The sequence below is a fragment of the Lacinutrix neustonica genome, from assembly GCF_026625145.1.
Lineage (GTDB): Bacteria > Bacteroidota > Bacteroidia > Flavobacteriales > Flavobacteriaceae > Lacinutrix > Lacinutrix neustonica.
This window is the reverse complement of the sequence record NZ_CP113088.1, coordinates 284,623-309,012: the sequence shown is the minus strand read 5'-3', so window position 1 is coordinate 309,012 and position 24,390 is coordinate 284,623. Positions and strand designations below refer to the sequence as shown.

The following is a 24,390-nucleotide window of genomic DNA, read 5'->3' as shown; positions in this document are numbered from 1 at the left end:
TTATAGCCGTCTATAGTCTAATGCACTTTTTTAAAGGGGTTTAGCACTGCAGTTAACGAAATGTTGTAACCTATTATTTACTACACCTCACCATGCCTCACAACACTAATTAAATAGCGGACTAATGGTTTGTTTTCGTGATTACAAAGTACAATTTTGTAAGTTCCACATACCCTCTTTTAATTTTGGGATACGATTACTTTTCCTGAAACTATTGTTACAATATAAAATTTAGGTCGTCATCAAGGTAACCATCACGAACCACAAAATTTCTATAAAATGAAGCTAAAGCTAATACACCCCAAAACCTACTATATAGAATTTAAGCAATTGTTTAGATTCGTTGTCAACCCTATTTACAATTCCACCCAAGTATTGACTAAACCTCAAAAAATAGCGGGTACTTGGACCATGTTTGTCGTGAAGTTTGTATTGACAGTAATAGTGGGCGCATCCATTGGTGTATTTTACGATGCAGAAAATCTAACCACCAGCAACATGAAAGCACGATTCTCTCCTTTGGTCTTGTTAGTGCTCTCTCTACTTATTCTCCCTTTGCTTGAAGAAGGTGCCTATCGATTATCTTTGAAATTTAAACCAATATTTCCGGCCATAACGTTGAGTATATTCACTTATTACATTTTTAGTAAGGGGGTATACCACACCAAATTAAGTGATGTTTATTCCCATTTTATGGAACGATGTCTCATTGCTCTTTCTGTAGTGCTTGTATTCTATCCCTTATTTTCTATCCCTAAAATAAAACACGTTCTTGAATTATTTTGGACCAACCATTTTAGATGGATCTATTACGGTTCCTGTTTGCTATTTGCGTGGTCACACATAACCAACTACGAACTTACAATAGAACATTTGCTCCTAATGCCCTTAATTACAATGGACAAACTGGTTAGTGGCCTGTGTTATGGGTATACTAGGGTTCATTATGGTTTTTATTATTCATTTGCCATTCATATGCTCAATAACAGTATTGGTTTTATTGTGGCGCTTTTTTTAGTTTGAGATATTAAAAGAGACCAAGCGTAATGGCTTGGTCTCTTGTATTTGATTTTTATGATCTGGCTACTACTTAGGACTATTTGGACATCCGCTAATGCTAGTCCCATAATACCGATAAGAATTAGTCCCGTCTATTCCAGGAGCATTGCCTTCTTGAAACAGTAAAATAATATCTGAACCACCAAATAAGAAATACCCAAACTCCTCCCCTTTGGCTATATTTCTACCTTTTGTGGCCGACATATGAACACCTGAAACCTGACACATGCCAACAGGAACCACCGCTACAATACCCATATTACCCTCTTTAGATTGAGTAGTATCAATTGTAAGAATACCACGTGCTTGAGTAAATTGATACCCTGAATTAGGTGGTTTAGGTGAATTGGAGTCATCAGGGGCACTAAATTGATTCGTTTTGGGGTCAATGTTAACTTCCAAATACGTCAAGCCGCTAACAGCACGACATTCATCCACCATTCCTGAAACAGGTGCATGAAAACGGTGATAGGAATAGGGTCCTAAAAAGTAATGTACAAAAGTGCCATTGGCAAATTTGCTGGCATGCGGACTTCCTTTTAGTAAATCTGCCACATTACCTATAACATGTGTTTTTTTCAAAACCGACGTGGTTTTCTTTGAATCATCATCTAGAATATTAGAATTTTCATCAATGTTATACATTTTTCTAAAGGTGCAATCTGCGGGAGCCGTTATTACTGTATTATCTGTTGGCGCATCAATGGGACGTAATCCAGGATTTAATTCTCGAGCAAAAAACTGATTGAAGGTTAACCATCCACTTGGGCTGTTAGGCTTTCCGTTTACTAAAGAATCATCAATTCTATAATAAGGTGCATACTCTTTAAAGGATTTCCATATGTCGTCATTAAAAGATTCTGTAGTGTTTAAAAAATCGCCCCAAAGGTTCGCATAATCCACTAACCATTCTTTAAAACCATCAATATTTTGTACAATAATGTCTCCCTTTTTTCCTACCCCTTGGTCAATAAGAAAGTAAAAGTGACATAAATGGTCGTAGACTTCTTGTGCATATCCTTTATCTGCATCTCTCCAGCCTTTCAAATCTGTTTGATGTGGAATCCAGCGACTAAAGGTCGTGATGTAACTAATCCACTCATCTACCGTTGTAGGCCATTCTAAGACCTTGTATAAATCTGTGTTTAATTTCCCGTTGGCTTGACTTTCGGCTTTATTAATGGATTCTACTAATAATTCTGAAAGCCCTGGATCATTGTCTAGCCAGTCTTTGATATATGCAATGGCATCACTAGTACTTTTAAATGTTGTTGTTTTCATAATTTTGGTATTTAAATGGATTAATATTTATTTTAAAGAGAGTTGTTTGCAATAGCAATTTGAGCGCCTACACGTATGTAGGGTCCGTTATCTGAATCCACACCTGGCATAGGATTAACCACAGTAAACTGCTTTACAGCCCCTGGTTGAAAAACTAAACATAAACTAGAACCTCCATAACTAAACCAACCCAGTTGATCGCCTTTATTAATATAGTCTCCAACTTTTATAGGCTCGCCATTTTTTTTAACGATTTTAATTGATGAAATCTCTGTAATACCAATAGGCATTATAGCGACTAAGCCAATTTTTGGATCTTGATGCTTTATTATAATAAGTCCTCTGGTGTTCACATTGGCTTCATAGCCTTGAGAATAAGTACCGCCTGTGGGGTCCCAACCTTCGCTGGGTAATTCACTAAACATATACCCATTAATAACACGCGCTTCTACTACTTCCCCAGTAATTGGAGCATGCCATCTGTGATAATCGTGTCCACTTAGAAAGCTTTGCAGAACATCACCTCCTACAAAGGCGTTGGTGTACTGTGAATGATCCAACATATTCGACAAGGAATAGTTTTGACTCTTAGTTTCAAATTGGTCTGTAAGCTTCACACCTCTTGCTAAGCGATATACAGTACCATCATTTGCCGAACCAATGACAAAGTCATTATTTGGTCCGTCTATTGGTCGACATATAGGAATTACGTTTCTGTGGAAATAATCATTAAACGAGTTGAAACCCCAATGTGTTGGATCTTTCGTTTTGTCTTCCTTAGTAACAAACTGGTTTAAATTATTTGCAATTACCGATTCGGGAGACAGCCAACCCTCCGGTGACGTGGTTACCACACTAAGAGATGCGGTGCTATCCAAATAATCGCACCACGCTTGCAATATGAAGCGGAGCGCAGTATTAAAGGCAACATTCTTAAATACTGACCAGCCGGATGATGTCGCCATCATATAAACAAACAGGCCGAGACATTGGAAACGCCGTATGGCTTACTTTGGGTTCAAATTCCGGAGCCCTTTGTATGATATAATTCATGGCAACAAAAAGATCATCAAGGGATGCGATGGTATATTGCACATGGGGTTCATAGGCTTTATGAATGGCAAGTGCTTCATGAATCATAGCAGCGACTTGTATCTCTAAACTCCTGTTCTTTATAAGCATGGCTTTCATTTGCAAAATGGAATAAGCCATGGTGTACTCGGCGCCCTGTTTTTTCTTTTCTTTTTGCGCAGCTTCTGCGGTCGTACTTAACCATTTGCCAATATGCTGTATGTCCTTAGGTAGATAACCTGCAATGACACCAAAACGCTGTTTGTACTGTATTTTAGCGTCTTTTACAGGGTTTAAAGTCTCAATGGGTTTAGATTCTGTCATTTTCATACTGCTAGTTATTATATAATCTATTGCTTTTAGATACAACAAGGTCGTACTTTTTAGCGAACTATTTTAGCGTGTATATACCTGTTTTTTAAATAATTACAATTGTTTTGCTACCCTTTCGTTTGGTCTAAAACAATTATAAAAAACAGGGTTTTTTTTTAAATAGATTGTTATTGTTAGAAACCTGTGATATGTGTAACTCTTTTCTTTTATCATGTAACTGATTTACCCTTAAATAGAATGACCTTTACAGAATAACAAAAACAATAAAATTATGATAACGAAAATTTTGAAGAAATTTCAAATACTAGCAATGATCCCTTTATTATTGGTAGCAGGTTGCTCGAACGATGATGATGGTTCAACACCCGTTGTATCTCCAGCAGTGGTAGGTACTAATCCGGATGTAGACGGTATAGATGTAGCTATCAACACCTCTATTGAGATTAGTTTTAATAAGGCCATGGAAACTTCCACTATTAATACTTCAACCTATACCCTAGTAACGGAAACTACAAATGTAGTAGGTACGGTAACTTATTTAAATGAAACCGCTATTTTTAGTCCTGCAAGTAATTTGCAATGGAATACGGTATACACGGCAACCATAACGAGTGGCGCTAAAGACATATCGGGGAACCCATTAGCCGCTAATTATTCTTTCAGCTTCACCACAGGTATAGAGACTGATATTATTGCACCTACAGTTGTTTTAACAGATCCGATTGATAATGCTATTGATGTGGCTAGAAACAAAGCCATTGCGATTACTTTTGATGAAAACATGCGTGCAGCCTCTTTTACAGCGACCTCATTTTCACTAGTGCAGGGCACAAACACAATAAGTGGCTCCATAGAATATGCAAATAATACAGCACGTTTTATTCCGAGATACTATTTTAGATGCTGGCTTAAGTTACACTGCTACCGTTACTAATGATGTGACAGATTTGGCAGGTAATGCTTTAGAAACAGAAGTGTCATGGACCTTTTTGACGGGTACCACTACAGGATTGTCAGTAGTAAACTTAGGCGCATCGGGTAACTACGTTATTTTAGCGAAAACTGCAATAAATAACTCACCAACATCAGGGGTTACTGGTGATATGGGATTGAGTCCAGCAGCCACCACTTTTATAACAGGTTTTGGACTAACAGATGCTACAGGCTATGCGACCTCTCCACAAGTAACAGGTAAAGTATATGCGGCTGATATGGCTTCTCCTTCAAATACCAATCTAACTACAGCTGTTGAAAACATGATCACTGCTTATAATGATGCTGCTGGCCGACCAACACCTGATTATTCAGAGTTAGGGACTGGTAGTATTGGAGGGATGACCTTACAAGCCGGACTTTACAAGTGGACGAATACAGTAACTATGGCTTCTGATGTGACATTATCAGGTAGTGCAGACGATGTTTGGATTTTTCAAATATCCGGAGACATGATGATGAGCTCTGCTGTTAATATTACCCTAACGGGTGGCGCAAAAGCTGAAAATATTTTCCGGCAAGTAGCGGGTGAGGTTGTTTTAGGAACAACGGCTCATTTTGAGGGTGTTGTTTTAAGTATGACTGGTATTACCATGCAAACGGGAGCTTCAATGAATGGCCGATTATTAGCACAGACTGCTGTAATTCTAGATTCTAACACGGTTACAAAACCATAATTACAAAACGTGTAATTCATATATTAAAAAGGCCATCCTGCATTCGCAGGGTGGCCTTTTTAATATCTTCTAAATTTAGTTTGCGTTTAATTTGAGTTGTTTGTAGAACGATGGTGTTAGACCTGTTATTATTTTTGAGTTGGTTAGACCAATGAGCCGCATTACTATAATGTAGTATATAGGATACCTCTGCAAGATTCAATGCATCATAAAAAAGCAATTCTTTTACCCGTTCAATTTTATGTATAATTATAAATTGCTGAATCGTAATGCCTTTAATTTCTGAAAAGGTGTTGGCTAAATAGGTATAATCATAACCCAATTTTCAACTTAATATTCAGAGTAATTTAGCTTACCCTAAAACTCCTTTCTTACAGTCATGAGATGCTCCTTAAATGCATTAATTCACTGACATCCGCAATGCATTTAAAAATAGATCACCAAAAGCAGGACGGAGTCACTGCAAAACATCCTTTTTTGTATTATAAATCCTCTAATACGGTCTAAAACCGAAGCGTTTATACCAATTTAAAATTTAAGTACATATTTATGTTTATATCAAAAGAAATGATACATTCGCTTCATTTTTTAATCTACTTAATGGAACATAAAAAGGTATTGATTGTTTATAATGATTATGGCATTTCTTATTTATTTAAAAAAATTTTAGATAAACCAAATGTTACATACGTCACAGCAAATTCCTTTACTGAAGTGGAACAAATACTATTAGAGAGCTCTTTTGATCTTATAATAACAGATGTTACCATAGAAGGTGCTTTTACTAATGAATATCTTTATTATCTTAAAACCAAACTTCCAGGGACATCTATTGTTATTCTGTCTGAAATGAATCAAAATGACATCAAGAAAGAAGTCAAGTCACTGGGTATTCATGATTTTATAAGCTTGCCTACGACCGTTACTGATTTGAATAATAAGATTAATTGCTTTTTCTAATGGGACTACAAGACCTCATTGTTTTTATTTATTTCCTACTATTTATAATGGTATTACTATGGGCGGCTCTTGCCTATAGTCTTATTTATAGATATTTTAGAACGAAAGAACGGATTAAAATTAAAATGAAAGTTATAGATGCCATCGCGCTACGGTTTTTAGATCATAAAAGAGCGACTTATAAAATGCATTGGTTACGAAGGTATGTGCAATCTAAAAGACAACGATGGTTTATTGCTGGCATATTTTTAAAGGTCAATAATGTCATAACGACTCTAGATGACACCAGCTTAAAAACAATGGCTGCAGATATAGGTTTAACCAAGGTGCTGTCTCAGGATTTAAAAAGTTTGGTATGGCAAAAAAAAGCAAAAGCGCTTCTGTTTTGCTATGAGCTCGGACTCACAGAGCACCTTAAAACAATTACATCTTATAGAAATCATAGTCATATTTTGATTCGAAGAGAAGCTCAAATTGCATTGGTAGTCCTGTTAGGGTGGAAAAGTTTAAAATTATTTCCGTACATCACCTACCCGATTTCACTATGGCAGCAAATTAGAATCATTGAAAAACTAAAAATATACCATCCCGAACCCATTGAGAAATTTGTAATACTAGCTTGTCAGACCGAAAATCCTTACGTTATGGAGCTCCTAGTACGTATCATTCGTAGCTTTGATTTAGAACATTTTAAAGGTTACAGTATTGCTCAAATTGAATCTCCGGAACTGTTTTTAGCCGAAACTGCTTTAGAAACACTGCAATCGTTTGAATTAAATACATTAGATGTTAACCAAATTAATTTATCACTCCAACGCATGGGCCAGTCTCCCTTTAAGCTAAAAGTCGATGCTTTTATATCTCAACACGGAAACCGTCTTTCACAACAACTATAATACATGATTGAATTTATACGATACGGATTAGATTATTTCTTTTTTGGATATGGCATCGCCTTATTTTTATGCTACTTTGGTTTCGTTTTGCTTGCTATAGCGGCCATTAAATCCAATGCAAAACGTGCGGAATTCCTAAATGTAAACGACATTAAAGGCGCCAATGATTTACCTAGTGTAAGTTTGATCGCTCCTGCGTATAACGAAGGGAAATCAATAATCATAAATGTAAAATCATTACTCTCTATACAATACCCCTATTACGAATTGATTATTGTAAATGACGGAAGTAAAGACGACTCATTAGAACAACTCATCAAAGAATTTAGTTTAGAAAAAGCCATAGTTCCTCAAGTTTCAAATTTAATATCACATGCCAAAGTACGTGACGTATACCAAAGTAAAGATTTAAAATACAAACATTTAACCGTTATTGATAAGGATAATGGGGGCCGCGCAGATGCTTTAAATTGTGGGATTACTTATGCCAATACAAATTTAGTCCTTTGCACAGATGCCGATTGTATTATTGAACAGGATGCGTTGCTAAAAATGGTGCGTCCCTATTTAGAAGAAATAGACCGAGAAGTCATTGCTTGTGGTGGTGCTATAGGCATCGCCAATGATTCCATTATAAAAAATGGTACGCTAAAAGAACTACGGTTACCTAAAAATATAGTGGCTAGAATTCAAGTCGTAGAATACATCAGGGCGTTTTTATTAGGTCGAATGGCTTGGACTCAAATGAATGGCTTATTATTAGTGTCAGGTGCTTTTGGATTATACCCAAGACAGCGGGTGCTTGAAGTTGGCGGGTTTGATCATGCGACTGTAGGTGAAGATCTTGAATTATGCATTCGATTAAGAGCACATATGGAACGTTTAAAAAAACCTTATGACGTGGTGTATATTCCTGAAACCCTTTGCTGGACAGAAGCTCCTGCTTCTTTTAAAGTATACATTACGCAACGTGATCGTTGGGCAAGGGGGCTGTGGGAAACGATTAAAAAACACAAATACTTATTCTATAATAGAAAATATAGAGCTACTGGCATGTTGTTCTTCCCCTATTGGGTCTATTTTGAGTTGGGCGCCCCTATTGTAGAGTTTTTGGGTCTCATTTATCTTATTGTATGTGCTAGTCTCGGTATCATTAACTGGCCTTTTGCTATCGCTTTATTCGCCGCAGTATATCTTATAGGTTGCATTTTTTCAACGGTTTCAATACTGTTATACACTGTTAATTTTAAGCATTATGCCAAACCGTCAATGGTTATTAAGCTTTTGCTGGCGGCTTATTTAGAATCTTTTGTTACCCATCCCGTAATGGTGTTCGCTGAGATGAAAGGTTATTTTAAAAAAATATTTGGTATAAAATCAACTTGGGGCACCATGAGTAGAAAAGGGTTTACCACAATTAAATAAATCTATACTGCAGTGGTTTAAAATCTGTGCTTTATGCCAACCGTTCCAATAATTTGATTACCCTTTAATTCATTGTTTAAGTCTTCTTGCAAATAGCCAAAATTAATTGTGAAACAATAGTCTTTAAACCATTTATTTACGCCCACATTGACATATTTTGCAATTAAATCTGGATTATTGGCGACTTGAGTAAACCTCGACGCATCATCTGGTGAAATACCAGTACCCAATCGTATAAAAACATAATCTCCAGCGTCTTTTAAATAATATCGCGTGTTGAGCTGATAGTTCTGTATTAATTTTCCGTTTTTCTCTCGGACCAATATAAGCTCTTCCATTGACATAAAAACGACCCATATATTTGGTAGCACCAATAACAGGTGTAAAAAAAGACCCTGAATCGAATTCCAAATACCTAAATCCAGCCTCCATTTCTATGATGTTTTTAATAGAATAATATAAGGAAAGACTCCCGCCAAAGTTTTGGAAAAAATCGGATCCCGATGCATTTATACTTACATAAGAATAAAGTTTTTTAGAGAACACGGGGTAGCCCTCTAACTCATAGAGTATGCCATCCTTGTTAAATCTATCACTGTAAACAGCTCTTGCCGTTATAGCATGCTTTCCAATAAACCTCGTGTAATCTAGACTTACACCGTTCCATGATTTGTTTATTGGATACGCTTTTAAAAAAGAGATAAATTCATAATTCACACCTATTTGATTGGCTTTCATGCGCTTTAAAAGGTCCTGCAATCTATAATTTTGAGTATGGGTTAATGCTGCCGTCTGTATGGTATCTAGGATGCGTTTCGCTTCGTGAGACTCTTGAAAAGATAATAATGCTTCCGCTAATGATAAATTATAATCTACATCCGCAGTATAATATGTGCCTACTTGATTATGAAACGCGAGTAGTTTCTCTTTTGCTGTATAGCGCACTATTTGCTTTAAAACGGAAGGCTTTACCTCTAAAGTGTTTGATTTGGAAAGTAAATAGTTGATGTCCTTTTCAGCGTTCTCCAATTGTTCGTTGTCCTGTTCTAATTGAATTTGAAATACGCGTATCTCATGGTACTCGGGCGTTAAAAATAAAGCGTCACGGGTTAGTGATAAGGCCGAATCATACTGTTTGGCACTATATAACTGTCTCGCTTCATTATAGAGGGAGTCTACATCCACCTCTTTATTCTGAGCAAAAAAAAGGATTGGAGTCAGCACAAATATTATAATAGAACTCTTGAATTTATTCATTTTTTTAACCTTATAAATAGTTAGTAAATGAACAAATTAAAATCTAATATTTATAAAAAAATCAAGAATATATGTCCCGTGAAAACAATATATTTTTAATTATAAGCTAACACTATTTTAAGGAGTAATTACTTTAGCTTTCTTGGAACAAGCGATCCATGACGTCATCAAAAGTATGGTGTTTTGGCTGGGGAAATTCCAAATTAAAAAGTACCTTGGCGAGAAAATCTCATATTTATTCAATTACCATGGATTCCACCTATAAAAGCATCATAGAAACCGCCTACAAACAAACCAATTTACTTGAGAATAAAGGCAAGGTAGCGACGTATATCCCGGAACTTGCTAATGTAGATGACAGCATGTTTGGTGTGCACATAACGACCTTAGATGGAACAGGTTTTGGGATGGGGAATAATTTACAGAAATTTTCAATTCAGAGTATTGCCAAAGTGTTATCATTGACGTTAGCTTACAAAATTCTTGGTGAGAAAATCTGGACGCGAATAGATGTAGAGCCTTCAGGAACCAAGTTTGACTCCCTCCTATTATTAGAAACCTATCATGGCATTCCGCGCAATCCGTTTATAAACTACGGTGCTATTGTTATTTGTGATATATTACTCTCTCTTTTGGATGATGCTCGTGAAGAATTTCGCGAGTTTGTAAGGGATTTAAGTGATATTCCAGATCTTAATTATTCAGATAAAATTGCAGATTCTGAAAAAGCACATGGTTATAGAAATACAGCACTCTGTAATTTTATAAAATCGTTTGGAAATATAGAGAATGAACCCGCAGCAGTCCTTGACTTTTATTTTGATATGTGCTCTCTTGAAATGAATTGCCAACAGCTCTCTAAAACATTTACTTTTTTAGCTAATGGTGGACATAAGTTATTAGATAACAAAAAAATTATATCAAAAAGTAAGTCTAAACGAATTAATGCACTCATGCTTACCTGTGGGTTTTATGATGAATCCGGTGAATTTGCATTTAAAGTGGGTTTGCCTGGAAAAAGTGGTGTTGGAGGGGGCATTGTTGCCTTATATCCAGGCAACTATGCTATAGCGGTTTGGAGTCCAAGGTTAAACCCAAATGGGAACTCTTTTAAAGGCATGAAACTGCTTGAAAATGTTACCACACATTCTGAATTAAGCATATTTTAGAAAAAATTTGATAATACATGCTAGTACTATATATAGTTTATATTAAAGTGTTGATTAATGGTATTCGCAAGGGTGGATAGTTTATTTTTTGCCCTGTTTTTCTTGCCTCTAAAAACTTTTAAATATTAACGGTGACTCTAACAATACATTAACATAAAAGCACGTTTATATATTTAAATTTCGACCATTAAAAAATGAATATACTTCTTATGTTTTTATGAAATTAGTGATAACTGTCCTTCTCTTAATTGGAATTTCTTTAAGTGTAGGCGCTCAAAATGAGCAGGAACCAGCAGCTATGGCACCAGACTTTAGTTTTAAATCAATTTTAGACGCTGAAAAACCGGCAATTACAGCCTTAAAAGACACGCTGTTCCCTGTAGATCTTAAAGCCGAATATTGGGACCCTACCGTTTGTAACCCTTATAGGGATACTGCTGTTACATTTCCCGTGCAACTTCAATTTAGAGATTCTACTTACCACTCTCCTATTTTTAAAGACAAAATAGTTACCTCGCGTTATGGTTGGAGAAATGGAAGACCGCATAGAGGGATTGATATCGATCTAGTGACAGGTGATAGTATATTAGCCATGCTAGATGGCATTGTTAGATTGTCTAGAGCTAGTAAAGGCTATGGAAAAACAGTGATTGTAAGACATTATAACGGATTGGAAACGGTTTATGCACATTTGTCTGAATTTGGAGTAAAAGCGAATGATACCTTAGCTAAAGGCGATTATTTAGGCAAAGGAGGGGTTTCAGGAAACGCACGAGGGAGTCATTTACATTTAGAGGTCAATTATAAGGGTGTTTCTATCAATCCGGAATATGTGTTTGAGTTTGAAAATAACAACATAAGGGCTAAAGCGTTTTGGGTCACCAGCAATTGGACACGGCCTATTGAACACAATTCAAAGCGTCAAAGTGAGATAAAACTTTTATTAACAGAAGAAGAAGCGCTTGCCAGTGTAACAAAACAACGGTCTATATATATTGTTAAATCCGGAGACACCTTGTCTATGATATCGAAACAAAACAATATCTCTATCGCTTCGCTTTGTCAAGCCAATGCTTTAAAAAGCAATGCTATAATTAAAATTGGTCAAAAATTATTTATTGAAAAGTAACCAAAGTAAAAAAATAGGCCTATCTATGAGTTCCCCATTCTAGGATTTGCTTTCATTTTAATCTTTCTACTTTTAGAAATAATCATGCTACAAAAACCAAATTTCTCCGTGATGACTCCCATGCATTTATAAACCCCAAGACCATGTATTGGATAGTTATAAACGACTTCTGTAAAATGCACTGCATCAAAGTATTTTCCGTTTTTATCAACGAAGGTGCTTAACCGCATCAGTTTACCTTGCGCTGTTGTATTGTGCCTTGTATTAACCAAATTGCCATAAATAATGACTTGTTTATTTACATAATGACACATGTGTTCTGATAAGATATCGTTCTCCATGACTTCATCGATTAATTCAAAATAACCACATAATGGAAAGCCTAATAACGCCATTTCATCGTACGCATTTTCGGTTGTGCTGGTTTTTAATAAGGGTAATTTGAAATGTTTATGAGTGGCTTTAAATAATTTGGGCTGCTTAGTAGTCGTTTTAGTAGCGTTTAACTTAAAAATAGCTTGCCATAATAATTCTGTTTTCGATGTTTTAGTAAACCTAAAACACCCAATGCGTATTAAAATTGTTAATTGCTCAATACTAATGGTGATGCGATCTATAAAATCTTCTAAAGAGGTATAGCGACCGTGCAATTGACGTTCGCTCAACACGCGTTGAATTACTAATTTCTCTAAATTTTTTAAATAGCCAAAACCAAGAAAAATAGCTTTACCAATTACTTTATTGGGATGATCACTCGTATTAATACAGGGCAATTTAATGGTGGCACCTTGCATTTTAGCTTCATGCAAATAATGTTCTGCACTGTAAAACCCACCGCCATTATTTAAAACGGCGACCATAAACTCAATGGGGAAGTAACATTTTAAAAATAAACTTTGATAACTTTCTACCGCATAGGAAGCCGAATGCCCTTTGGCAAAGGCGTACCCTGCAAAGCTTTTAATTTGATTCCACACTTCAAAGATCAATGCGTCTGAGTACCCTTTATTTTTACAATTTGAAATGAATTTTTTCTCAACGCCAAGGAATTCTTCTCCGGATCGAAATTTCCCGCTCATACCACGTCTTAAAATATCGGCTTCTCCCAGTGTTAAATCGGCAAATTGATGTGCCACTTTTAATACATCTTCTTGATACACCATAACACCATACGTATCTCGGCATGATTTGCATAAGAATGGGGTGCGCCTGTTTTCTGTGTTCGGAAAACGGTGTCTTTTTATAAACTCCTCTTTCATTCCCGACCCGTAAACCCCGGGTCGTATTATGGAGCTCGCGGCAACCAAGCCTAAATAATCCTGAGTTTGTAACTTGGTCATTAAACCACGCATCGCTGGAGACTCAACATAGTACGCGCCTATTGCTCCTCCACTTCTGAGCAAATCATTAATCTTTTTATCCTTTTTAAAACGCTCTAAATCATGAATATCTATGGGTGGTACTTCCGGTCTGTTTTCTGCTATGATTTCTAAGGCATCCTTAATTTTAGCTAAACCCCTTTGCCCTAAAATGTCAAACTTAAAAACACCAACATCTTCTGCAATGAGCATGTCAAATTGAACCGTTGCAAAACCTTTTGGAGGTAAGAAGGTTGCCGAATATTGATGAACCGGTTTGTCAAGAATTAGAATTCCTGCAGAATGCACGCTTACATAGTTAGGAAAACCGTCAATCAATTTTCCATATTTTAAAACCAATTGCCCAACTTCGTCCTGTTGATTTTGCGGTAAACGCCCGTTACTTAATTTATCAATCTCTTCTTTTGGCAATCCAAAAACCTTACCCAATTCTCTAAAAACAGCCTTATATTTAAAGGTGTTATAGGTTGCCAAAAGTGCCGTGTTTTCAAACCTATTAAAAATATATTGTGTTACATCTTCTCTGTCTTTCCATGAGAAATCGATGTCAAAATCAGGTGGTGATGCTCTAAAGGGATTTATAAAGCGTTCAAAATATAAATCCAATTCTATAGGGTCTACATCTGTTATTCCAAGAATATAGGCTACTATACTATTCGCACCACTACCCCGCCCCACATGAAAATAACCTTTACGTTTCGCGTAAGAAATGATATCGTGATTGATTAAAAAGAAACTCACGAAATTTAGGGATTTAATCGTTTCTAATTCTCTGTTTAAGCGTTCATAGACCTTATCTGTTGGGTTTTCATAGCGTCCGGGCAACCCATCGTCGCAAAGTTTATGCAAGAGCGTAACATCGTCTTCAAAGGTGTTGGTATAGACACTTAGGTTTTGAGAGTGCCGCGCATTACCAAACCCAAAATGAATCTCGCATTGGTTCATTAGTTTGCGCGTGTTTTCTATAATGTGAGGGAAATCTGAAAAAGCCATGGCTAACGCTTCTTGAGACACCATTTTTTCATGCGGTTTGCATTCTTCAGCTTGCGGAAGCTTGCTTAATAAACAATTATTATCAATCGCCCTCAATAATCTATGGGCGTTGAAATCTCTTTTATTTCGTAGCGTTACGGGCTGTTGTATAACGAGTTTATTTTCAAGCGCTTTAAGCTTTGAAAAACGAAGTTTGCTAATTTCAGCAATAGAAATTCCTATAAACTCATGAGCTTCAAAGGATAACATGTCCTGCTCTAAAACAGTCTCAAAAGGATAAATAATATAGACGTTTGAGAGTTTTGGTGCTTTATCAGGAATCTTTATTTTATTTTCTAAATGCTGTGATAAAAAGCGGTTTAATTCAAAAAAGCCTTGATTATTTTTAGCAATACCAACAAATTGTTGTTTTGCCCCATTTCTAAAATCAATCCCTACTATGGGTTTGATGTCTTGTTTTTTAGATTGTCTAATAAAGTTTAAGCAGGCAGATGTATTATTAATATCTGTTAACGCCAAACAGGAGATATCATTTTCTTTGGCCAATTGTAGTAATTCAATTTCAGAAAAGGCCCCATAGCGAAGCGAATAATAGGTATGACAATTTAAATACATTATTGTTTTCTATGTGCTAATAAAATGGGAGGTTCACCATTAAAAGGATTTTGGAATCTTCCTATTGTTTTTGCGCCTATAGAAGAGGCTCGCATGATACTCAATTCACCATATTTCTCTCTTACGCCATCCATGGCTTTGTATAAATTGAGTAGTTCTTCTGTATCATCAAATAGATTTATTTGGTAGTTACCACTAACAATATCCGTCATTTTCACCCCTACTAAGCGTACTAATAATCTTCGATTGTAAAGTTTTTCAAACAACTCTAAAGCTATTGGAATAATAACATGGTCAGCACTTGAATAGGTTATTTTTACTTGTTTGCTGTAGGTATTAAAATCTGAATATCTAATTTTTATACTTAATGTTCCCGCTAATTTATCTGCCCTTCTTAATTGAAATGCCAAATTTTCGGCCATAGCAAAGATGGTCGTTCTTAATTGTGCCACATCTATGGTGTCTTTATTAAAAGTACGCTCGGTAGAAATCGATTTTCTTTCATGAAAAGGGATTAAAGGGGGATTATCTATGCCGTGGGCTCTTTTCCAAATGGTGATGCCGTTAACCCCTAACGCACTCGCCATCATCTCCACCGGCATCTGCTGCACCACACGCACCGTATCGACACCTAAATTTCTAAGAATTTGATAGGTCTTTTCTCCCACCGATGGTATTTTACGAATAGATAATGGCGCCAAAAAATCGCGTTCAAAACCCGTATCAATTTTTAACTGATTGTTGGGTTTTGCTTCTCCTGTAGCTACTTTAGAAACAATTTTATTACCTGACAAGCCAAAGGAAATGGGAAGGCCTGAATTTTTTATTATTTTTTGTCTCAATTCGGAAGCATATTTATAGCTGCCATAAAATTTATCCATGCCCGTTAAATCTGCATAAAATTCATCGACACTGGCTTTCTCAAATACCGGAACGTTCTCTTTAATTATTTCTGTAACTAAATGAGAATACTTAGTGTATATTCCGGAGTTACCCTTAATCACAACGGCTTCGGGACACAAACGCCTAGCCACTTTCATTGACATTCCTGAATGGACACCAAAGGTTCTCGTTTCGTAACTGCATGCGGCTACCACGCCTCGATCTCCTGTTCCACCAACCAGTAGCGGTCTGTTTTGTAGACGACTATCGATTAATCTTTCGCAAGAGACAAAGAAGGTATCCAAGTCTAGATGTAATATAGTATTTAGCACACTACAAATATAGTTTGGAAATCAAACAATGATTGTTTAATTTTGAAACATTATGAATAATTTCTCAAAAAATATTAAATACCTAAGAGATTTAAAACAGCTTTCTCAGGAAACGCTGGCTGAAGAATTGGGCGTTAACAGATCACGAATAGCAGCACACGAATCTAATAGAACAGAACCTAATATAGACATGTTATTAGCGCTTTCTAATTACTTTAAAGTGCCTATAGATGCTATTTTAAGAAACGATTTAAGTAAATCCAATGGCAAGTCTTTTATAGAGCTAGGCAACCAACGTGTGTTATTTCCTATCACCGTAGATAGCGATAATGAAAACCTAATAGAGGTGGTTCCTATCAAAGCCACAGCAGGCTATTTGTCCGGATATGATGATCCCGAATACATAGAACAACTTCAAAAAATAAAATTACCCTTTTTACCTACAGGAAAACACAGAGCCTTTCCCATTAAAGGTGATTCTATGCTACCCATGAAAGATGGGGCTTTTGTTATTGGCCGTTTCGTTGAAGATAGAAGTGAAATAAAAACAGGCAGAACTTATGTTTTATTGACGCTTAATGATGGGATGGTTTATAAAAGGGTCCTAAATAATATTGCTGTTGATAATTCTCTCACCTTGGTGTCAGACAACAAGGCTTATGATGCTTTTAAGGTTTCTATTAACGAAGTATTAGAGCTATGGGAATTCACTTGCAGTATAAATACACAGGAATACAGCGAAGAGGAACTGAAATTAAGTAGTATTATGAATATGTTTAACGAGCTTGGTGTGGAGTTAAAAGCTTTAGAAAAAATACTAAAATAGTCGTATTACTATTAAAAAAACTCTGAACTAAAACGCTTTAGTCTATGAATGTGTTAATTTACCGCCTGAATTTAAAAGTTAATTAATAAAGTATAATAGAAATATTTTTACCACCTTTAATCTTTTAACAGCTATTAAAAGACAGAAAAGAATACGGCTAAGAAGTCATGAAGGAAAATAAGAAACAAAAAACACTAGAAGTAAAAGAAAGTCCGGAGAGAGCGATACAATCTCTGTTTACTGTGGTGATAAGAAATCATATTCACTTAAGTAAGATTGCAGATAAAAAAGCTAATTTAATTATGGTCATTTGCTCTTTATTATTATCTATTATACTAACGAACTCCTATCGCTATATTGTTCAAGACGATGGCAATAGCAATAGTGTGCTCCGGATACCTACAGCCATATTTATAGTCTTTATGTTGGCGACCATCATTTTGTCTATTATTACCACGATACCCTCGGTTACAAAAAATGGGTTGAATAAAGAGGAAATCGTCGATAAAAAAATAAATTTAGCGTTCTTTGGGAATTTTTATCATATGCCTATAGAAAATTATGAATGGGCTGTAAAAGAAACATTTAAAGACAACTCCACCATATATACCAACCTCACGAAGGATTTATATTTCTTAGGTATTGTATTGAACAAAAAATTCAAACTATTGAATATCACCTATAATCTCTTTATTATAGGTTTAATCGTGAGTTCTATTTCTTTTATCATCGTTTTAGAGTTCTTATAGAAGACATTTCTGTCGTAAAATGACGTTGTGATTTATTTATCTCGGTTTGTTTGTACAAGTGAACCAATACACCTTTACTTTATTACAAAAATGCGAGTAAATGCATGTGTTACGTAGATGTGAGACAATGAAAACTTAGGGCTAACATTAATCTTCATTGTAGATATAGAAAATAATAAAAAGAGGACGTATTAGTCTTCAGCTTTAATTGCAATAACTTTGTCTGTGGTGATTATTTTTTGTTTAAATTTATCTACCCCATCTACCTCCAAAGCAAACTGTTTACCAATATAATCTCCATTTTCAAAATCATAGGTTTGTAAAGGCGCGTTATCTTTCTTTATAATTTGAACCGCTTTCTCTTCCTCGTCTGTGAAAAAATAGGAATCGCCTTCAAAACCATTAAATACTACCTTGATCGTCAATCGTTCCTTATCCAAAGAACTATTACTATTATTGGGGTCATTCTTTAGACCACCTAGAAAAAGTATTGTGCCAAATAAAATGAGTGAAATAATCGTTTTCATAGCTAATGGTTTTAATTAATTTTGATTATAAATAACAGTCATGAGGGGACTATTTAAAAGTAATAATTACTTGTTTATTTACGCTAATAATTAACTAATTTTGTGAGTTTTTAACGTGTTTTTAACGAGATATTTGTAACCTATCTAAAAGGTACTAAATTGTATCCAAAAACACTAGACTATTAACATTGCCCTAACACATTTATAGGTTTTAGATTTTGAAATTTAACCAATTAAAAAAATGTGCCGTCTCTTTTAATAAATAGAAATGATATTATAGCCCTAAGCCTATGATGGTACTTGGAAATAAAATTTCAGCAAAAATTAGCAGAATATAACAAATAAAAAAGCCCATCATTACTGATGGGCTTTTTGTAAAACTTGGAAGTATATGTATTAGATAACTTTTACGTTTACTGCGTTTAATCCTTTGTTACCTTCTTGTAAATCAAATTCAACTTGGTCGCCTTCGCGAATTTCGTCAACTAATCCGGAAATGTGTACAAAATGATCCTTGTCAACTCCTTCTTCAGTGATAAAACCGAAACCTTTTGCGTCGTTGAAAAATTTTACTGTTCCTTTACTCATTGTAATGTAATTTTAATATATTATTTATAATGCAAAGATGGCACCAATAATTTAATTAACAACAATTTAATTCATTAATTTTCAACTAAATAATTATTTTTTTGTGTAAACCTGCTATTTAAAAGCAATAAAAAAGAACTTTTAGATCTGCTAACGTCCTTTATAGCTGACGTTAATCCTAAAATTATGCTAAAAAAAATAAAATCATTCGGTTTAGTTCTATCTTGTAAGAAAACGATAAACCATGAATAAAAAAACAATTTTAATTACAGGTGCGGGATCAGGGTTAGGAAAAGGCACCGCATTAGGTCTTGCGGCTAAAGGTCATAACGTTATTGCTGGTGTTCATAAATGGGAACAAAAATCAAGATTAATTGAAGATGCACAAAAAGCGGGTGTTACGGATACTCTTGAAATTATAAAATTAAATATTTTAGACTTAATGGACTGCCGGAAGGCTTGGCAATACGACATAGACATCCTAGTAAGTAATGCCGGAATAGGTCATTCTCGGACCAGTTTCTGAGATGCCAGTAGGATTAATACGTGAAGTTATGGAAACCAATGTGTTTTCAAATTTGGAGTTTGCTCAACCTTTTATAAGAAAAATGGTAGCAAAAGGTAGCGGAAAATTAGTCTTCGTTTCTTCAGTTGCCGGACTGTCTACCACCCCCTATTTAGGCGCTTACAATGCTTCTAAACATGCACTTGAGGCTATAGTACAATCGTTACGAGATGAATTAACACCAATGGGTCTTACCGTTGCGACTATTAATCCAGGACCATATGACACTGGTTTTAACGATAGAATGTATGACAACTACGCACAGTGGTTTAATGAAGATACCCATTTCACACCAATAAAAAAGATTGAAGCCGCCGCGAAAGTCATGGCAGAAAATCAATTTGATCCTCAGGCCATGATTGACAAGATGATAGACCTCATTCCTCAAGAATCTCACGATTTCAGAACGATATTACCCGATAATTTTGTAGACCTATGTAAAAAGTATCAAGACAACCAATATAGCATACAATCGGATGCTGTAGATCCTTCAAAAAAATAGAATTTTTTAAGCATGTATGTAATACTCTCATGATTAGAATTCTTGGGAGTATTTTTTTATGAGGTATTCTTGATAAGCCTCATATAAATAGATGTCAGGCAATGCTCTATTTGCGATTCATTAAGTTATTGCCAATTACAACCATTTCTTTTTCTTAAAATAATACAACATGCCTATAGCAACAACAGCCATAACGCCCCACATAATAAAGTAACTGTATTCATATTTAAGTTACGGCACCACTTCAAAATTGGTACCGTAAATGCCTGCGATAAAGGTGAGCGGTATAAATATTACAGAAAATACCGTTAAAAACTTCATGATGTCATTTAATTTGGTGCTTATCGTGGTATGATAAATATTGAGTTGATCTGACAAGATTTCTCTATAACTTTCTGAGGTTTCTATCGCTTGATTAATATTGTCCTGAAGTTCTTTATAATGTACATGATTGCGATCTTCAATAAATTCTGATTCCATTTTTGATAGGTTTAGAATCATTTCCTTGGCAGGGTTTATGTTTTTTCTTAAAAAGTTCAATTCACGTTTATAACCATTAATTTTTTCAAGAACCCCTTGTTTTGGATCGAGAAGCAGGGACTCCTCAAGATTTTCTATGCGTTCACCAAGGGTGCTAATAATATAAATGTAATTGTCTACTACAATATCAAGCAAAGCATATAGTAAATAATCGGTCCCGTAATTCCGAATTCTTTTTTTCTGATTTCTAATACGTTCTCTAACAGGCTCAAAAACATCGCCTTTTTTTTCTTGAAACGAGATTAAAATGGACTTGGTTAGAATAATACTAAGATTCTCAACAGAAATCACACCAGTATGTTCATCTTGCTGAAGCATTTTAATAGATAAAAAAATACAGTTAACATATTCATGAACCTTGGGTCTCGGCATGAGTATCCATAACATCGGCTAAAATTAGTGTATCTAAATTAAAGCCTTTAGAAACCTCTTCCATGATAGATTTATTATGCAATCCATCTATGTTAAACCAAGTAACCGTATCCTTATATTGATAATCAATTACATCTTTAACGGTTTTGACACTGTCTTCCTTTTGGTTTTCGGAATCAAAATCTATAATACGAAGCAATACGGTCGCTATTTTTTGCTCGCCTCTAAATATAAATTCATCGGGAGATAATCCAATCTCTTGTTTGTGTTTTGTAGTAAACCTTGCCATGATTGTTAATTCCTGATTTTTTAAAGTATTAATAATGCTATTAAAAAGTCTAAAGTTGAAGGCAATCGAAAATCATTTCAAAACTACGACACCCTTACGTATACTAAACTAAAGAAAATAATTAGATAAGCCTAATTATCAAATGACAGTTCGTTCTAAGTTTATTTCGAGCTCTAATGGTATCAGGCCAGTCGCTTTCGGCTGGTAATAAAATAGACACCCGTTAACAATACCGCGGCGGCTATTATAGATTGCACACTTAAGGTTTCATCTAAAATATACCAGCCTAAAAACAGAGCGATTACGGGATTAACATAGGCTGAAGTCGCTACTTTTTCTGTAGAAACCTCCTTAAGTAAATAATTAAATGCCGTAAAGGCAATCACACTACCAAAAGTAATAAGTAAAATCATGGACCAGCTCACCTCCGTACTCCATTCTAAAGGTGAAATCCAAACTTCACCAAAAGACAAGCTAGCCACCGTTAACATCACACTAGCCAGTACCATTTGATAGCCCGTGCTCACAAAGTAGCTTTTTGGTAAGTTGGCTTTTGAAACAAAGACACTGCCGTAACTCCAGCCAAAAACGCAGGTGAAAATCATAAAAATCCCAAGCAAGGTGTATTCATTAGTGACTAATTCACGCTGACTCACCAATAAATACATCCCAATGATGCCAAGAGAAACTCCGACTAACGATTTGGTTTGCATTCTTTTATTGTCCATCAATCGCATTAGTAACAACACGAATAAGGGTTGCGTAGACGCTAATAAAGCGCCAAAACCACTGTCAATATATTTTAAGGCCCACACAAAAACCCCATTGCCATACACTAAGAATAAAAAAGCAACAATAACCGAATTAATAAACTGTCGTTTGGTAATCGATAAATCGAGTTTCATGATTTTCGAAATACCGAAAATCAAGAGACTCGCACAGAAAAAGCGAATAGCAGCCAAGAAAAATGGCGGTAACGCGGTCACAGCTATTTTATTGAGCAAATAGGTGGATCCCCAAATGACATAAATGGCGAAAAAGGCAACTATAATTAAAGCTTTTGAACTGAGTTTTGGCATCCTTATTAATTCAATTAAAGTAAAACTGTATTTATTTTTTGCTTTGTTGACACTCTAAATCTTACCAATCAATAGGAAAATAATCTTTTAAAAATTTTCCGCTCCAATGTTTCCCCGTATTAATCCCATCAATTAAAGGATCCATGACGCGTGCGGCACCATCAACAATATCTAAAGGCGGTTGAAAATCATGGATTTCGACTTTCTTTTTCGATAATTCTGCAGGATCTTCATCGGTTACCCAACCCGTATCCACAGCATTCATATAGATACCTGATTTTGCAAAAGTAGCCGACGAGGTATGGGTTAACATGTTTAAAGCCGCTTTCGCCATATTGGTATGTGGGTGGCGGTCTTCCTTTTTAAACCTATGGAATTTCCCTTCCATTGCCGACACATTAATAATATGTTTCTTGCCCGTGTTTTCTTTCATCATTAGGTTTGATAATCGATTACATAAAACAAAAGGCGCTACGGCATTTACCAATTGCACTTCCACCATTTCTGTGGTTTCAATTTCTCCCAATTTTAAACGCCAGCTATTTGTTTTTCTTAAATCTACTTGCTGTAAATCGGCATCTAATTTCCCTTCAGGGAACACTTCTGCTGTTTGTAACGAATTATCAAAGCTGTAAGGAATTTGAGAGAGTTCTGCTGAGTTTCTCAAGCCTATTCCTGGTTCTCGGGCCATGCCAGGTTACAGGTAAAACATTATTTTTACTGGTTTTTGAAGTACTAACGCTTAACGCCGATAATTCTTCCAAACACAAATGATGTTCTTTTAATAATTCTCTAGCTAGAATAGGTAATTGATCTACAGGAAGGCCTTCGTTTTCCATCATATGTTTATAAAAACCCGAAGGACGTCTTACGGTTTGTGCTGCATTATTAATGAGAATATCTAAACGGTCGTATTTCTGTTCGATATAATTACAAAAAATTTCTACACTTGGGATATGACGTAAATCCAATCCGTGAATATGTAATCTATGTGCCCAATCGTGATAGTCCTCTTCTTTGGCAAAACGTATGGCTGAATCTGCTGGAAAACGTGTTGTAGCAACCACTGTTGCACCGTAACGTAATAACATTAAGGTAATGTGGTACCCGATTTTTAATCGTGACCCCGTAATTACGGCTACTTGATCTGTTAAATCTGCCGTTTGAAAACGTTTGGCATAATTTAAATCGCCACAACTGGTACACATCGTATCATAAAAATGATGTAATTGTGTATAAACCGTTTTACAAACATAGCAGTTTCTTGGTGACTCTAATTGCTTTGGCTTTTCTTTTTGCACAGCTGCGGTTAATAGTTTTGGTGCTACAAAAACAGCGGCTTCTCTTGCTGAACGAATACCAGTTTCTTTTCGGGCATGCACATCTCGGGCAATCATTTTGCGTTTTGCTGCCTTTTTGGCATCTTTTCTTCTGCGTTGAAATTCATCACGATTTGGTCGTGATAATTCGCCAGCTACCTTAAATAGTGCAACGCGTTGTGTTTCTGGTAAATCAAAAAGCTGATTGGTATCCTCTAATAACTTCTGAAGTGTAGCGATACAAGAAGTGATGTCTTGATCTGAGATATTTTGACTCATAAATTATTTTATTATAAAGAAACACCAAAGTTTGTCTTAAAAAAAATGACTAAAAACAATCTTGCAATATTACTATTATCAAACAATATCACCGCGTTCTTTATCAATTATTTTCATTCCCTGCCCTTACTTTTTAATCTCTATATAAGTGCCGCTTTAACAGGTTATAATTTTTTGGCATCACTCTTGATTATATTATAGTAATTAAATTAAAATGAAACAGATGAATCTACTTACCCTAATGGTATTGGCAACACTCTTAATAATTTTAAGTAAGAAATTTGTTAAACTAAATTTACTAATT

The 24,390-nt window shown here is 35.4% G+C and carries 25 protein-coding genes and 1 pseudogene; 12 read left to right on the top strand and 14 right to left on the bottom strand.

The window, feature by feature from the left end; all coding sequences use genetic code 11:
• Positions 1-279 precede the first annotated feature (279 nt).
• Positions 280-1,023 (top strand): CPBP family glutamic-type intramembrane protease, encoded by a 744-nt coding sequence (locus N7U66_RS01655; RefSeq protein ID WP_267677044.1) that lies wholly within the window; start codon positions 280-282, stop codon positions 1,021-1,023.
• A gap of 63 nt (positions 1,024-1,086) precedes the next feature.
• Here N7U66_RS01655 and N7U66_RS01650 read toward each other — a convergent pair whose 3' ends face one another.
• The 3 genes from N7U66_RS01650 to N7U66_RS01640 are packed head-to-tail and all read right to left on the bottom strand — an operon-like array spanning position 1,087 to position 3,741.
• Entirely contained in the window at positions 1,087-2,340 is a 1,254-nt protein-coding gene (locus tag N7U66_RS01650) for a phosphatidylserine decarboxylase (protein ID WP_267677043.1), read from the bottom strand.
• A gap of 32 nt (positions 2,341-2,372) precedes the next feature.
• Complete coding sequence (locus N7U66_RS01645) at positions 2,373-3,308, bottom strand: phosphatidylserine decarboxylase family protein (protein WP_267677042.1); 936 nt, start codon at positions 3,306-3,308, stop codon at positions 2,373-2,375.
• Entirely contained in the window at positions 3,274-3,741 is a 468-nt protein-coding gene (locus N7U66_RS01640) for a phophatidylserine decarboxylase associated domain-containing protein (RefSeq protein ID WP_267677041.1), read from the bottom strand. The genes N7U66_RS01645 and N7U66_RS01640 overlap by 35 nt, the downstream gene beginning before the upstream one ends.
• Before the next feature lie 274 nt (positions 3,742-4,015).
• Here N7U66_RS01640 and N7U66_RS01635 point away from each other — a divergent pair, with 274 nt between their 5' ends.
• Together N7U66_RS01635 and N7U66_RS01630 are read left to right on the top strand one after the other, a co-directional pair.
• On the top strand, positions 4,016-4,678 hold the full coding sequence (locus N7U66_RS01635) for an Ig-like domain-containing protein (protein ID WP_267677040.1): 663 nt from the start codon (positions 4,016-4,018) through the stop codon (positions 4,676-4,678).
• Positions 4,602-5,414 carry an ice-binding family protein gene (locus N7U66_RS01630; RefSeq protein ID WP_267677039.1) on the top strand — a complete coding sequence of 271 codons (813 nt, stop codon included), beginning with the start codon at positions 4,602-4,604 and terminating at the stop codon, positions 5,412-5,414. The genes N7U66_RS01635 and N7U66_RS01630 overlap by 77 nt, the downstream gene beginning before the upstream one ends.
• Positions 5,415-5,430: 16 nt before the next feature.
• Here the strand turns inward: N7U66_RS01630 and N7U66_RS01625 are convergent, their stop codons facing one another.
• Positions 5,431-5,736: a helix-turn-helix domain-containing protein gene (locus N7U66_RS01625; RefSeq protein WP_267677038.1), complete on the bottom strand. Its 306-nt coding sequence runs from the start codon at positions 5,734-5,736 to the stop codon at positions 5,431-5,433.
• 245 nt (positions 5,737-5,981) lie between these two features.
• Between N7U66_RS01625 and N7U66_RS01620 the strand changes: the two genes are divergently transcribed.
• From N7U66_RS01620 to N7U66_RS01610, 3 genes are read left to right on the top strand one after another with little or no spacing between them, the layout of a single operon-like run.
• A complete protein-coding gene (locus N7U66_RS01620) occupies positions 5,982-6,374 on the top strand; it encodes a response regulator (RefSeq protein WP_267677037.1) in 393 nt (130 codons plus the stop codon).
• Complete coding sequence (locus N7U66_RS01615; RefSeq protein WP_267677036.1) at positions 6,374-7,270, top strand: hypothetical protein; 897 nt, start codon at positions 6,374-6,376, stop codon at positions 7,268-7,270. Before N7U66_RS01620 ends, N7U66_RS01615 begins: the two co-directional genes overlap by 1 nt.
• A 3-nt stretch (positions 7,271-7,273) precedes the next feature.
• Positions 7,274-8,695 (top strand): glycosyltransferase family 2 protein, encoded by a 1,422-nt coding sequence (locus N7U66_RS01610; RefSeq protein ID WP_267677035.1) that lies wholly within the window; start codon positions 7,274-7,276, stop codon positions 8,693-8,695.
• Positions 8,696-8,712: 17 nt separating this feature from the next.
• On the opposite strand, the gene N7U66_RS01605 is transcribed toward N7U66_RS01610, so the two are convergent.
• Both N7U66_RS01605 and N7U66_RS01600 read right to left on the bottom strand, forming a co-directional pair.
• Positions 8,713-8,925: a hypothetical protein gene (locus N7U66_RS01605; RefSeq protein ID WP_267677034.1), complete on the bottom strand. Its 213-nt coding sequence runs from the start codon at positions 8,923-8,925 to the stop codon at positions 8,713-8,715.
• Positions 8,900-9,952, bottom strand: a complete 1,053-nt coding sequence (locus tag N7U66_RS01600) for a YaiO family outer membrane beta-barrel protein (protein WP_267677033.1) — start codon at positions 9,950-9,952, stop codon at positions 8,900-8,902. The genes N7U66_RS01605 and N7U66_RS01600 overlap by 26 nt, the downstream gene beginning before the upstream one ends.
• 248 nt (positions 9,953-10,200) lie before the next feature.
• On the opposite strand from N7U66_RS01600, the gene N7U66_RS01595 reads away from it, so the two are divergent.
• Complete coding sequence (locus N7U66_RS01595; RefSeq protein ID WP_267678593.1) at positions 10,201-11,121, top strand: glutaminase; 921 nt, start codon at positions 10,201-10,203, stop codon at positions 11,119-11,121.
• A gap of 217 nt (positions 11,122-11,338) precedes the next feature.
• Entirely contained in the window at positions 11,339-12,250 is a 912-nt protein-coding gene (locus N7U66_RS01590) for a M23 family metallopeptidase (protein ID WP_267677032.1), read from the top strand.
• Positions 12,251-12,273: 23 nt separating this feature from the next.
• Here the strand turns inward: N7U66_RS01590 and N7U66_RS01585 are convergent, their stop codons facing one another.
• Together N7U66_RS01585 and dinB are read right to left on the bottom strand one after the other, a co-directional pair.
• On the bottom strand, positions 12,274-15,237 hold the full coding sequence (locus N7U66_RS01585) for a DNA polymerase III subunit alpha (protein ID WP_267677031.1): 2,964 nt from the start codon (positions 15,235-15,237) through the stop codon (positions 12,274-12,276).
• Positions 15,237-16,451, bottom strand: coding sequence for a DNA polymerase IV (gene dinB, locus N7U66_RS01580; RefSeq protein ID WP_267677030.1), 1,215 nt, complete (start codon positions 16,449-16,451; stop codon positions 15,237-15,239). Before dinB ends, N7U66_RS01585 begins: the two co-directional genes overlap by 1 nt.
• Positions 16,452-16,503: 52 nt before the next feature.
• Here dinB and N7U66_RS01575 point away from each other — a divergent pair, with 52 nt between their 5' ends.
• On the top strand, positions 16,504-17,277 hold the full coding sequence (locus tag N7U66_RS01575) for an XRE family transcriptional regulator (protein ID WP_267677029.1): 774 nt from the start codon (positions 16,504-16,506) through the stop codon (positions 17,275-17,277).
• 167 nt (positions 17,278-17,444) lie between these two features.
• Positions 17,445-18,026 (top strand): Pycsar system effector family protein, encoded by a 582-nt coding sequence (locus N7U66_RS01570; protein WP_267677028.1) that lies wholly within the window; start codon positions 17,445-17,447, stop codon positions 18,024-18,026.
• A 191-nt stretch (positions 18,027-18,217) separates the two neighbouring features.
• Here N7U66_RS01570 and N7U66_RS01565 read toward each other — a convergent pair whose 3' ends face one another.
• Together N7U66_RS01565 and N7U66_RS01560 are read right to left on the bottom strand one after the other, a co-directional pair.
• The gene (locus N7U66_RS01565; protein ID WP_267677027.1) at positions 18,218-18,553 is read right to left on the bottom strand and encodes a hypothetical protein; all 336 of its coding nucleotides are present in this window, start codon (positions 18,551-18,553) and stop codon (positions 18,218-18,220) included.
• A 396-nt stretch (positions 18,554-18,949) separates the two neighbouring features.
• Positions 18,950-19,141 (bottom strand): cold-shock protein, encoded by a 192-nt coding sequence (locus N7U66_RS01560; protein WP_033958492.1) that lies wholly within the window; start codon positions 19,139-19,141, stop codon positions 18,950-18,952.
• 244 nt (positions 19,142-19,385) lie between these two features.
• On the opposite strand from N7U66_RS01560, the gene N7U66_RS01555 reads away from it, so the two are divergent.
• Positions 19,386-19,667 (top strand): SDR family NAD(P)-dependent oxidoreductase, encoded by a 282-nt coding sequence (locus N7U66_RS01555; RefSeq protein ID WP_267677026.1) that lies wholly within the window; start codon positions 19,386-19,388, stop codon positions 19,665-19,667.
• A 1-nt stretch (position 19,668) separates the two neighbouring features.
• A complete protein-coding gene (locus tag N7U66_RS01550) occupies positions 19,669-20,208 on the top strand; it encodes an SDR family NAD(P)-dependent oxidoreductase (protein WP_267677025.1) in 540 nt (179 codons plus the stop codon).
• A 231-nt stretch (positions 20,209-20,439) separates the two neighbouring features.
• Here the strand turns inward: N7U66_RS01550 and N7U66_RS01545 are convergent, their stop codons facing one another.
• The 4 genes and pseudogenes from N7U66_RS01545 to N7U66_RS01530 all read right to left on the bottom strand — a co-directional run bounded on the left by N7U66_RS01545 (position 20,440) and on the right by N7U66_RS01530 (position 24,086).
• Positions 20,440-21,135 (bottom strand): magnesium and cobalt transport protein CorA, encoded by a 696-nt coding sequence (locus N7U66_RS01545; RefSeq protein ID WP_267677024.1) that lies wholly within the window; start codon positions 21,133-21,135, stop codon positions 20,440-20,442.
• Positions 21,098-21,409 carry a hypothetical protein gene (locus N7U66_RS01540; protein WP_267677023.1) on the bottom strand — a complete coding sequence of 104 codons (312 nt, stop codon included), beginning with the start codon at positions 21,407-21,409 and terminating at the stop codon, positions 21,098-21,100. The genes N7U66_RS01545 and N7U66_RS01540 overlap by 38 nt, the downstream gene beginning before the upstream one ends.
• Before the next feature lie 182 nt (positions 21,410-21,591).
• Complete coding sequence (locus tag N7U66_RS01535) at positions 21,592-22,488, bottom strand: EamA family transporter (protein ID WP_267677022.1); 897 nt, start codon at positions 22,486-22,488, stop codon at positions 21,592-21,594.
• 61 nt (positions 22,489-22,549) lie between these two features.
• Positions 22,550-24,086, bottom strand: a pseudogene (locus N7U66_RS01530) (SDR family NAD(P)-dependent oxidoreductase).
• Positions 24,087-24,390: the final 304 nt, after the last annotated feature.